The following is a 12072-nucleotide window of genomic DNA, read 5'->3' as shown; positions in this document are numbered from 1 at the left end:
GGGCGATCGCGGCGGCGGTGGCGGCCGGGTCGGTAACCAAGTGCAGGGTCACTCCGTCCAGCGGCTCCGGGTCGCTGTCGGCCGGTGCCAGCCACAGCACCGCGCATCCGGCCGCGCGCAGCGCGTTCACGCGGGCCTGGGCACGGTTACGGTTGTGGCCTTGGTATTGGCCGTCGGAGATGATCACCAACAGCCGGGTCGCGCCGGGCCGGGCCAGGTCGAGGGCACCGTCGAGGGCCTCGACAGCGGTATCGATGGCGTGGAGGTAGTCCGGGCAACTGAATTCGGTCACCCGCGCCGGGGCGGTGCCCGGGTAGGTGATCGGTTTGACCGAGGCCCCGAACGTCACGGTCGCGGTTTGGGCGGGCATGGTGGCCAGCTCGGCCGCGCGGGCGATGATCCATGCGGCCGAGGCCGCCGGGGCGGCGTAGCTGCCCATCGAGGAGGACACGTCGCACGCGACACCGACTCGCAACGGCGGCACCGGAGGGGTTTTGCGGGTGGTGCGGGTGAACGGTTCGGCGGTCGGGATCGCCCCGGCGGCGCGTTGTGCCTCCCGGGCCAGCGCGCCGCGCATCCGCAACCGGCCCGGCGGCAGCGCGGAGGTCGTTTTCACCGTGGCCCGTTCGCGGGTGGCGGCGGTGTTGAGGGCGCGGGCCAGCACCCGCGCGGCGGTGTGCTCGGCCGGGCGGGCGGGGCGTGTGCGTCGCGTGCTTGCCGTCCGGCCCCGGCCCGACCCGTCACCGAACACCTTTCGTGCTTGCGCGGCAGCGTCTTTCGCGGCGCGTTCGGCAGCCTCCCGCGCGGCGGCGGCGACCTCGGCGGGGTCGGGGTCCACCGGCGAGGCGGCGACCGCGTTGCCGATGTTGGTCACGGTGTCGCCGATCGCGGCCCCCAGCGGCGAGGACGGCACCGGATCGGTGTGAGGGTCGGGGCCGACCAGGTCGAGCCAGCGTTGCCCGAGCTCGAGCATGGCGGCGGCGTCGGTGTCGGCCACGGTGTGGGCCTCGCGCCAGATGGCGCGCAACTGGTCGAGGGTGTCGGTGCCGAGGATGGCCTCGATCGCGGTGGCGGCGGGCGCGACCTCGGCCGCCTCCAGGATGCCGCCGTCGAGGCGGGCCAGGATGAGCGCGGCATTGCGGGCCGCGTGGTAGCGGGTTGGGGGGATCTGGGCGGCGGCGATCGCGCCGCCGTTGTCGCCGATCACGATCTCGGTGGTGCTGGCGCGTAACCAGTGCCGGTCGTCGGGGCGGCGGTGGACCTGGGCGGCCTCGATCCGTGATTCCTCGAGCAGCATCGCGGCCTCGACCACCCCCGGGTGCGCCACCGGCGGCGGGTTCCACGCCGAATGTTTGGCGTGCGCGCACTCGTGCACCAACGCGCCCCACACCGCCGGGTAGCGGTTGCGGTCGCTGTTGCGGGCGGGGTTGGCATCTGCCGGGTCGATCTTGAGGCGGGAACCGTCGAGTTCGATGGCCGCGAGCCCCGGCACGAACACCGCCGGGTTCCCGAACGCGGCACCGGGGGCGATGCTCACGGTCAAATCGTCACGGTCGGCGATCGGCGGAACCTCGGCGGTCATCGCAGCGGAGAGGGTGGCCCATCCCCCGGTCACCGGCACCGACGCCGGGGCGGGGGTGGCAGGCGCGGCGGGGGCCGGGGCGGAAGCGGTGCCGGTGCCCGGGGTAGCGGGGGCGGGGGCGGTGATCACGTGGCCGGTCATGGCGGGCGGGCCCTTTCGTAGGCGGGGCGGCGGGTCAGATGCGGGGGCCTAGGGCCAGCGGGGCGTGGTTGGCGCCGTACACGCTGCGCACCACGGCGGCCACGATGGCCCGGTCGTCCTCGGGGGCGGCCCCGATCAAATGGGCTGCGGCGGTGCCGGAGTCGGTGGCGGCGGCGATCTTGCGGAACGCCAGCAACTCGCGCAGCTGAGGTGCCCACCCGATTTCGCCCTTTTCCTGTCGGGCGGCCAGCTCCCGCGCCACCTTCACCGCCCGCCGTTCCACCCCGAGCTGGGCGGCGAGGTCGTAGTCGCTGCCCACCTGCACCTGGAAAGCGAACCGGCTCGCCAACGCATCGGACAGGATCGCCCCGTGCACCCCCGGGTTGTGCCCGGCCACCACGAAGAACCCGGACTCGGCTTTGACCACCTCGCCGCCATGGGCTTTGATCACGATCTCGCGGCGACCGTCCATGGCCGGGTACACCACCGACAGCACAGTCGGCGGGATGAGGGTCGCGTCGTCGATGAACAGCACCCGGCCCTCACGCATGGCCCGAACCAGCGGCCCGTGCACGAAAACGAAAGTGCCATCCGGATTCTGGGTGTACTCGCCCACCAGATCGGCGACCGTGGTGTCCCCGTCACCCTGCACGGTCAGCAGGTCACCGTAGGCAGCCTCGATGAGCGAGGTCTTCCCGGTTCCGGGCGGCCCGTACAGCAGCACCGGCACCTCTGCCGCGCGCATCGTTTGCAACACATCGACATCGGCACGCCCAGCCAGCTTCCGCACGTGGTAGTCCTGCCCGTTCGGCCGGGCCACCGTGTTGCCGGTGCGTGCCGGTGCCGCCGGGGCGGCAGGAGTGGCCGGGGCGGCGGGAGTGGTGTTCTTGGTCCGGCGGCGGGCCGGTTTCGCCGCCTTGCTGGGGGCCGGGGTGGCGGGCGCGGCCGGGGCGGCGGCAGTGGCCGTGGTGGCGGTGGCGCGGTAGCGGCGGGGCGACGCCGAGGTGCGTTCGGCGTGCCCGGCGGCGGTCAAAGCCTCGAGGGCGTTGCCGACCGCGCCGGACGACCGGTTGAGCCCGTTGGCGATTTCGCGGGGCGACTGTTCCCGGCCCGGGTCGGCGGCCAGCGCACCGGCGACCATGCGCCGCAATTCCCCGTTAGGCAGGCGACCGGCGGCGGTGGAGGTGGCGGGTGTCGTGGTCATTGCAACTCCTAAAAATCCGTTCCGAATTCGTGCGCCGATTCGGCACAGATGCGGCGGGGCCGCCATTCGGATTTCTGCGAATTTCCCGGCGAATTCCGGGAACGCAGTCGACGCTAGCTCGACCTCGAACGGGCTCACAACCCCAAAAAGTGTGCGGATTTACGGAATTTTTCCGGACAACAGCGAGTCGCGCAGTGCAATACGAACACGAAACGCGCACAGCAATACTCACGCGCGGCGACGGGCGGTCGACCAAACGAATGAAAAAGCAGCAAAGAGATAAAATAAGAAGGAGAAAGAAAGGAGAACAAGACGGACGGAGCAGCGATAGGCGGGCGCCCACTGAATGCCGGAGGCGGGCGACGACGGACCGGCGACGCATGTCTATATAGCTTTGTATATAGACAATCCTGGATGCTATCCGCGCAGATATATTGCCTACTACCTGCGGATATGATGGCAGTCGGTGGGGACATTTGACCGCCCCACGTATTTCCCACACGTATTTCCCCATGCATTTCCCCATGTATCGCCCGCGCAGAACTCGCAGAGAGTTCCGGGGATCGAATTTCCGGAGATTCCGAAGCGATCCGACTCGATAGATTCGGAGAACACTGTCGGGCGACCCGAATATCGAGGCGCCGATTCCGTGCGAATGGCCGTAGTGGATTCGACCATTCCCGGCAATAGACTACCTGCTGTTTCCGCATTTTTAGGCGTGTGCGGGTAGTTGATTTGTACCCGACCGGTCAGGGTTCTGACTGGAGTGGATTGCGGTCTTCTCCTCGGCGGAGGTGTTCGAGGAGTTCTCGGGTTTCTCGGCTCGGGGTTTCGCCGATCTCGCCGAGTTTGCGTGTCATGAGTGTGTAGGTGCGGGCGAGAGCGGCGTATTCGCCCAGGCGTGCGTGCTGGCGCAGGATGTCGCGCCAGACGGTTTCGTTGTAGGGGTCGGTTTCGGCTGTCAGCTCGAGCAATCCAAGGGCCGTGCGGGGGTCGTGGTCGGCGTCGTGGGTGGCTAGCCAGTCCAGCGCGTTGTGGGCGTCGCGCCGCGCGGATTCGCGCAGCGGTTCGATCCAGGAGCCGGTGATGTCGGTGGCCAGGTCGGTGGTGGCGATGCCGGTGATGGCCCGGCACGCGGCACTACGGTCGGTGTCGCTGCTGGCGCGGCGGCGCGTGGCGACAGCGGCGAGGAACTCCCAATAATCAACACTCGCCGCGGCCGCCGACAGGCGGCAGTGCAGCCGGTCATCGATGAGCACCCCGGTGATCTGCCCGCCGGTGGCCGCCGTGATCGAGGCACGCAGCCGCGAGAGGGCATTGCTGAACGCGGCCGAGCGCTCCGGTGAATGCTCGCCCCAGATCAGATCGATCAACCGAGGTCGGCTCAACCCCTCGGGATGCAGTGCCAGCAGGGCCACGATCTCGCGGCTGCGCGGCTGCAACTGGCTCGTGATCTCCACCTGCTCACCGGACTCGGGCGCACGCCAGAAGACCCTCGTCGCCCCGAACACGAACACCGACAGGGCAGGTGAGTCGAACTCCGGCGGCGCGGTGGCCGGGCTGGACTCCGGCGCCGCGGCGAGGTCGTCCTCGCCCGGCTGGCCGGCGTCCTCGGCTTCGCTCGCGAGGACAGGCTCGGGAGCCGGTGGCCCGCCGCTGGGCACCGGAGGTTCGGCGACTACGGGCTCCGGCGCGGGTGGGCGTGGTGGCGGCGGCAGGTCGATTCGGTAGATCGTCGGCCCGTCATCACGGCGGCTCGGGCGGTCCTGGCGGACAGCACGGGGTGTGTGCGGCTGGGCGAGGCGTTCGCGGCGGCCCTCGGCGCGGAGCTGGAGTTCCACAGCGGCGGTGATGAGCCGGGCAGGCGGGAGCAGTTGCGAGGACCGCCGGACGCGGCGGCTAGCCAGTAGCGCCTGAGCACCGGCGCGGGTGGCGGGCAGGGTGCCGACTACCGGGACACCGAGGGCAGTGGCGTAGTCGAGGCTGCCGCCGATGAGCACGACACCCCGGGGGCGGCCGTGGCGGGTGAGGGCTCGGATGCGCCGGACAGCGGGCTCGGGGTCGATGTGCTCGGCACGCACGACGAACAGGCAGCCGTCGGCGGCGGCGATGACCGGGTGCGGGGCCGAGTCCGGCTCGGGGACACCACAATCGGCGAACACGGTCGCGCCGAGCCCCCGCCAGTTCGCGTAGCGGCCGTTGAGCAATTCGGCGGCCGGGACAGCGCGCTCGGGGTCGCGGTGCGGCGGCGCGGCCAGCAGCGCCTCTCCGCCGGGCAGGAACTGCACGTGCTGTACCAGCAGATCCGGGGTGATGGGCTCGCCCATGGTCGTCCTGCGGGCCAGGCTCGCCAGACCGAGATACGGGTCCGCGCCGACCATGTCGGCGAGCTGCCCGCCTGCGGGGTCGGCTTCGACGATGAGGGCGGTTTCCGGGCCGGGCCAGGTGTGGGCGAGGGCGACGGTGGTCGTGGTGGTTCCGGCGCGGGGGCTGCATCCGGCGACGGCGATCAGTAGTGGCGTCTGCGAGCCTGTCCTCATCCCTCTATCCCTGCTTCTGGAAGTTGGAGATCAGCAGCAGCGCGGTACCGGTGCCGGTGTCGGCGGCGGGGCGGGTGTTGATCAGTTGGAGGTAGTCGACGCGGGTGCGGTCCGGACGCAGCTCGGCGATGTGGACGTTCGCGGTGGTCGGGGTGATCGCGGTGATCGCCACGCAGTGCCGAGTGCCGGGCGGGATGCTGGCGATGCCCGCGGCGAGGGCTTCGGCGGTGATCCCGGTCTCGGGCGCGAGCAACGGCATCGCCTTGCTGGCATCACGGTCGATGTAGTAGGCGGATTCGAACGAGGCGATCACCCCGGCCAGGGTGGCGGGGTCACCGGCGCGGTCGGTGACGACCTCGCCTGAGAGCCCGGCGCACGGGCCCTGCGCCGTGTTGGTCGGGCTCGGCGGCGCGGCGGTGGCCTGGACCTGCTGACCGGCGTCACGGCTTTCGGTCGCCGTGCCCACCAGGACCCCGGTCAGTATTGCGATGGCGGCCCCCAGCGCGGCCCAGGCCCCGCGCGGCAGCCGGTCCCCGATGCTGACCCACCATCCGGAAAACCGGCCCGTGGCGGCGGTGTCGGGAGTGTCCTGTAGCGGGGCGAACCAGACGCCCTCGGGCAAGGGCGACTGGCCGGGCTCGTCGACGCCGGAGACGAAGCTGGAGTCGGCAACGAAGTGCGAGTCCGGAAGAGGCCGAGGCAGGTCGACCCATGCTTCGGCCTCGTCGTCATCGGATGGATTGTGGGGATACCTCGCCATTCATCTCGCCTCGCCTCGGATCGGGGTGTCTCCGGGGCCTGCCCGCACCCCGGGAGGGGGTTGCGGGGTACGGGCAGGTTCCCCGGAGGGGGTCAGGGGCGGCTCGTGCGCTCGGCCTCCGGTGCCACCGGTGTGGTGGTGGGCTGATGCAGGGGTCGGCTGGTGATGTCCACGGTGAGCCGGGCCAGGACATCGGATATCGCCAGGTGCGCGGTACTGCGGTGGTCGGCGTCGTACTCGCGCCAGCTGACCTGAGTGCCGCGTTGGCGGTAGGCGATGAGGGTGCGACGTCCCGCCGACACGGGAACGATGGCATCCAGCCCGCCGTGGTAGAGGTGCAACGGCATCCCGGGGCGAGTGTGGGCGAGTGTCTCCATCGCCAGTACCCGCCGCCACCAGTGATCGTTCCAGGGATCGGGACGACGGCACCAGTGCGCCACCGGCTGCGGGAACTGTTGCAGCAGTTCGGCGGCGGTGAGGTGCTGGGCCTGCTCGACAGCGCGCGCCCCGTCCTCCGACAGCACGTGACGCAGCGGCAGGTGCTCATAAGCGCGGGAAAGGCCGACCAGGGCGGCGAGCCCGAGGCCGGTGGCCTCGCCGCGGGTGAACGCCGGTGCCAGGGCGGCGAGGTCGGAGGCCATGGCTCCGGCGGCGATGCCGCGCAGGTCCACCTCCGGCGCGTACCAGGGGTGTAGTTCCCCGGCGGCGGCGACCGCGCGCCCGCCATCGGCGTATCCCCAGGCCACCACCGGCGCGACCGCGACCCCGAGGTCCGCGCCCTGATAGACCGCTCGCGCGAGATCGAGCACCACCCGCCCACCAGCGCGTGCGGCGAGGAAGGTGTGTGGGCCGCCTCCGGTGATGCCCAGGCCCTCCCCGTCCGGGATTGCCACAACCCAGCCTCGCGCGAGGGCGGCCTCGATACCGGTGGTGTCGGGTTCGGCACCGATCGCCAGCAGTTGCGAGGGCGCGCAGACCCCGCCCAGGCCGCGAAACTCCGGGCAGTACACCAGGATCGCGGTCGCGCCTGGGGCTGCGATGGTCTCGGGGATCAGCACGATCCCTGAGGCCGCGATGGGTTCGGAGCGGGCGTTGGCCGTGGCGTAGACGACCTGCCACGCCCCCCGCGCCTCGCTCAGCTGCGCGACGAACACCGGTCGTGTGCGCACGAGGTCTCCGGGGCGGTAGCCATCGAGGGTCGTGACGTTGTAGAAGTCGTTGCTGCTGGTGGTCATCGGTGGCTCCCGGCGAGGTCGTAGGCGAGTGCGGTCATCCACGCGATGCCGCTGGCGAGTTGCCCTGTGGCGGCGTAGCCGGTGTGGCGGCCGTGTATGTCGGCGTAGCGCAGCCACACCGCCGGATCGAGTAGGTCGGCGTTGTCGCCGACCAGCTGGCCCCACGCAGCGGACAACTGCCCGGCCAGCTTCGGCAACTGCCCGACCGGGTCTGCGACCACGACCCTGGTGATCTGTCCCCACCGGGCCGTCGCGGAGGCCCTATCGTCCAGGCTCGCTGATGGGGTGCGAGGGTCGGAGGCGTCGGTGAGCCGGTCGGCCGGGCTCGCCGCGGGTACGTAATCGACGACGCCGGGGCCGATGAGGAAGTCGTTGTTCACCACGGTGGTCCAGGCGTCACCGAGCACGCCTGATAGCAGCGCCTGGATCGAGCCGAGCGCGGCCACCGGATCACGCAGATCCGCCTGGGCGGCGACCTGCGCGGCTACCCGCAACAGGGCGGCGCGATCGGGTGCCGAGCAACTCAAGTCACCCTCCACGCAGATATCGGCGACCCGGCCGGTCAACGCCCCGTACTCGGCACTCTCGCCGGTGGCGATCCCGCCGCCGGATGCCGGGGCGGTCGTGATCGCCACCCCCGACACCGCCGCGCCGGACGTACCGGGAGCGGGGTCGGGGGTGAGTTGCCCGGGGCGGCCGGGGATCACCGGCGATCCCGGGGCGCGATCGGGATCGGAGTAGAGGGCGATACCCGCCACCCGCTCGGCCGAGACGGGTCCCTCGCCCGCGCCGACATCGCGCGCGAATTCCGACACCACTTGTGCGCCTTGGGAATACCCGACCACGGCCAGCGCGGTGCCGGGGCAGTCGGCGGCGATCCTTTCCGCGGTGGCCGTGAGTGCGGAAAGGCCCTCGCCCATCGAGGCCGCGTAGGAGTCGGGGCCGCCGCCGGTCCCGACCGCGCCACCGAACCCGGCGGGATAGGCGATGTAGGTGCGCGCCACCAGATCCGGGACAGCGGCCACCACCGGGCCGAGCAGGAATCCGAGCATCCCGGTGTCTTCGACCGGGGAAGCCCCCGGCGAAGACTCGCCGGTGCCCTGCACCCCGAGGACCCACAACACCGGGCAACCCGGCCCGGCGGCGGATGGTTGCGCCGACCCGGAGCCGGACGCGTACAGCGCGCTCGTGCAGGCCGCCAGGACGGTGGCGGTGAGGAGACGCAGACCGGTCACGGCTGGCCCACCCCCACTCCGGCACCGAACCCCGCGCCCACCGTGCCACCGGCCAGCGCGCCGACCACGGCGGCGGGAACCCCGGCCACGATCGCGCCCGCGACAGCGCCCGCTGCCGCGCCCAGCGCGGTACCGGCCACACCGGAGGTGATCGTGCCGATGACCGGCACGCTCACCACGGTGCCCAGTGCGGCACCGGCGATACCGCCGATCGTGCCACCGGCAAGCCCGCCCGCGACCGCGCCCGCTGCCGCCGCTGGTGCACCCGCCAGTGCGCCTCCGATCGCACCACCGGCCCCCGCCCCGGCGATCGTGGCACCGGCCACCCGATCAGACCGTCCCGCCGGGATCCCGATCGAGTCCAGGAACGTCGCGGCCTGCGCTTCCAGGTTCGCGGCGGTGGTGTTGACGCCGTCACGGATCTCCGGAGGCACCCAGTCCGGTGACGGAGTCTCCCACTGGCCGATTCGGATCGTGTTCGGCGGGGCCTCGATCGGCGCGACCGGGGGCACCGGTTCCGGTGAGTGCAGCTCGATCACCTGCACCGGTGGCGCGGGAGCGGGTGGAGGCGCCGGGCGCGGGGCTGGGCCGTTGCGGATCTCGGGCGGTTGTTGCGGATACACCGCGGGCTCGGGCGGCGGCGCGACCGGTGGCGGCGGAGGCGGGGCGGGTGCGGCGGTTCCGGGTTGGACCGGGGCGGTGACTCCGGGCTGGTCGGCGATCGGATCCAGCGTCACAGCGCTGGTTTGCGGCGCGGCCAGCATCATCACCACCGGCACAGCGCCGACAGCCAACACACGGCCACCCCACAGCAGCCGACCGCCGTACGCGAGGGATGTATTCCCGTTTTCGGGCACGACAAATAACCCTTTCGATCGAATTAGAAAGGAGAGGAAAAGATTCAGAAAATGCGCGTGACAACGCGCGAGAAACGACGGATTCCCCGGCCGCCGATCGCAGCCGGGGGACCCGTCGCCGTATTCCTCATGTCAGAGGAATGGCATGGCTGATCAGACGAACGACAGGACCAGGCTCAATGCCTGCGAGGCGACCGACAGGACACTCGAGACCAGCGATGCGCCTGCGTCGAGCAGCGACAGGATGGTGTATGGGTCCACAGTTATTCCTTTACCGGAGGAGGTGCAGTTGCCCTACCATCACAGCCCCGAAAACCACTGCCGCGCCACCCCTTCGAGGGGTAAGGAATGTGCTACCACAACCATTACCCCTCCGACCATATGCAGTGGCCTGCGTCGATGCGAGAAAGGGGTAACGCGAGTGTAGTAGAGAAACTTCCCGAACGTGTGATCCCAGTGCGCGGGTACGACAAATACGCCGCGCCCGTCGCACGGCTACCGATGGCTAATCATCGGCTATCTCACGGAGAATAATATTTGCCGAGATGATCTTCCTCTGGTAGGAACGAATCAACTCGGGGGAGTGAACCTTTCAACGTACCCCACGTGGAAGGGAATACGGAAGACCGTAGTAGGAGGGGCTTTACATGACCCGGACGACGAACCCGCACCATCCACGACGACGACGCCGCCAGCAGGACCGCGCCAGTTCGTCTTGTTCGGAGATACCTGACCTCGGTTGCTGGGCGCGCCGGATCCGCGAGCGCCACAAGCTCCCGCGCCCGCGCGCCGCCGATCGCCTTCACATCAGCAAGGACATGCTCAAAAAGATCGAACACAACCAGGCGACGCCCTCACCAGCGGTGCTCAACCACCTCGTCACCGCCTACGACCTCGATCGCGCGCAGGAACGCTACACCCGCGACCTCGCCCGGCCCCCGGTCGCTCTGCCGCCGATCGCGGAACTACGCACCCGCACCGACACCCCCGAGCACCGGGCGACGCTGACCTACCTCGACCGCCACGAGATCGCCAGCGCCTACATCGATCCGCTGTGGAATGTGGCCCTCGCCAACGAACGGTTCACCGCGGGCATGCCCGGCATCCAACAGTTCCGCGACAACATCGCCTTGTGGTTCTTCCACCCCGGCTCCACCACCCCCACCGCCGAACCCATCGTCATGCACTGGAACAGCGCCGCCGCCTACCTGGTCGCAACCCTGCGAGGCGCCCTCGGACGCCACCGCGACACCCCGCACGCCCTCACCCTCTTCCACGACCTGCACGCTGCGGCTACCTTCAGCTCGCTCTGGAACAGCAGCATCGCGGTCGCCTACGGCCGCCGCCCCGAGGAACCCGTCCACCTGCGCGACCCCACTACCGGCGAGCCGTACTCCGAACGCATCCACCTCGGCTACGCCTCGAGTTCCCACGACGTCCGATTCTGCGTGTGCTACCGCGAGCCCTACAGCGGACCAGCACTGCTCTGACCGACCACCGAACAGGAGTACCGAATGACAGGCAATCCCCCCACCCCCCACCACAACTCTGAGTCGGCGTCTCATCGTTGGTACGCCGGGGACATCGCGCACCCGCTACCCCCGCACAGACGGGCAAGATGAAATGCTGAAAGCCCCGCCACTCGACGCGATGCCCGACTTCCACGACTCGCTGGAATGGCTGCGCCACCACCATCACCTCTCCCGCGAATCCACCGCCCAACAGGCAGGTTTCAGCAGCTCCTACCTCCACCGGCTCATCCGGAATCGGACCTACCCCGGCCTTCGTGTCTTCACCAAACTGGCCGCCTCCTTCGACCTCGACCCCGCACAGCGACGACACCTGCACGAACTGTGGCAACCCTCCCTCGAGCTACCACCCGCCCAGGAGCTACGCCAGCGCCTCACCGGCCTGGGCATCCAAACCCACCTCGACCACCTCGATACCCGTAAGGTCCTCGCCGTCTACCTCGACCCCCTCCGAACCGTGCTCCACGGCAACCGCACATTCCACCGCATGGTGCCCGGCCTCCCCGAGGCCGACAACAACTACTTCCAGTGGATGTTCTCCCCCGCCGCCCGCGACCGCATTCACAACTGGGACAACGAAGCCCGCTACACCGTCACCATCCTGCGCGGAACCCTCGGTCGATACCGCGACCTCCCCCGAGCACGAACCCTGTTCCGCAAACTGCGGACCACCCCCGAATTCCCCCGCATCTGGGAATCCACCCCCATGCAAGTCACCTACGACTTGCCCCGCCCGACACCGATCCATATACGTCCACCCGGCACCGATCAGCCCCTCCCACTCAGCCTCGAGATCAGCGACTACCCCGACTGCCCCGACGTCCTCCTCGCCTACGGCCTCTACGACACATCGGCCATCGCCCGCTAACGGCTGCACCACTCGAACAACGGAGTGGTTCGAGGGCGCATGACTGGGCCCCGGGCTTCGGTTCGCCTGACCGAGCCAGCGGGGTCAGCTCACATCTGGCGGGACCCATTACCTGCCCCAT

General features: G+C 70.0%; 9 protein-coding genes. 2 read left to right on the top strand and 7 right to left on the bottom strand.

Translation table 11 applies throughout. The annotated features are described in order from the left end of the window. The 7 genes from NG1_RS34445 to NG1_RS34415 form a co-directional block, all read right to left on the bottom strand. Window positions 1-1723, bottom strand: a 1723-nt coding sequence (locus NG1_RS34445; protein WP_062978021.1) for a VWA domain-containing protein, incomplete at its 3' end; no start/stop codon positions are given. A gap of 34 nt (window positions 1724-1757) precedes the next feature. Continuing rightward, entirely contained in the window at window positions 1758-2927 is a 1170-nt protein-coding gene (locus tag NG1_RS34440; protein WP_062978019.1) for an AAA family ATPase, read from the bottom strand. A gap of 749 nt (window positions 2928-3676) precedes the next feature. Then, window positions 3677-5467 (bottom strand): AfsR/SARP family transcriptional regulator, encoded by a 1791-nt coding sequence (locus NG1_RS34435; protein ID WP_062978017.1) that lies wholly within the window; start codon window positions 5465-5467, stop codon window positions 3677-3679. A 4-nt stretch (window positions 5468-5471) separates the two neighbouring features. Continuing rightward, complete coding sequence (locus NG1_RS34430; protein ID WP_062978015.1) at window positions 5472-6227, bottom strand: DUF8176 domain-containing protein; 756 nt, start codon at window positions 6225-6227, stop codon at window positions 5472-5474. Window positions 6228-6319: 92 nt separating this feature from the next. Next, complete coding sequence (locus tag NG1_RS34425; protein WP_062978013.1) at window positions 6320-7462, bottom strand: lipase family protein; 1143 nt, start codon at window positions 7460-7462, stop codon at window positions 6320-6322. Then, window positions 7459-8697 carry a cutinase family protein gene (locus NG1_RS34420; RefSeq protein WP_062978011.1) on the bottom strand — a complete coding sequence of 413 codons (1239 nt, stop codon included), beginning with the start codon at window positions 8695-8697 and terminating at the stop codon, window positions 7459-7461. Before NG1_RS34420 ends, NG1_RS34425 begins: the two co-directional genes overlap by 4 nt. After that, window positions 8694-9554: a hypothetical protein gene (locus tag NG1_RS34415; RefSeq protein WP_062978009.1), complete on the bottom strand. Its 861-nt coding sequence runs from the start codon at window positions 9552-9554 to the stop codon at window positions 8694-8696. The genes NG1_RS34420 and NG1_RS34415 overlap by 4 nt, the downstream gene beginning before the upstream one ends. Before the next feature lie 647 nt (window positions 9555-10201). Here NG1_RS34415 and NG1_RS34410 point away from each other — a divergent pair. Together NG1_RS34410 and NG1_RS34405 are read left to right on the top strand one after the other, a co-directional pair. Next, window positions 10202-11044 (top strand): helix-turn-helix domain-containing protein, encoded by an 843-nt coding sequence (locus NG1_RS34410; protein ID WP_084499405.1) that lies wholly within the window; start codon window positions 10202-10204, stop codon window positions 11042-11044. Window positions 11045-11177: 133 nt separating this feature from the next. Then, the gene (locus NG1_RS34405; RefSeq protein WP_062978005.1) at window positions 11178-11951 is read left to right on the top strand and encodes a helix-turn-helix domain-containing protein; all 774 of its coding nucleotides are present in this window, start codon (window positions 11178-11180) and stop codon (window positions 11949-11951) included. Window positions 11952-12072 lie beyond the last annotated feature (121 nt).

This window comes from Nocardia gamkensis NBRC 108242, assembly GCF_001612985.1.
Taxonomy (GTDB): Bacteria; Actinomycetota; Actinomycetes; order Mycobacteriales; family Mycobacteriaceae; genus Nocardia; species Nocardia gamkensis.
The sequence above is the reverse complement of the archived record's forward strand: the minus strand, read 5'-3'. Positions and strand labels throughout refer to the sequence as shown.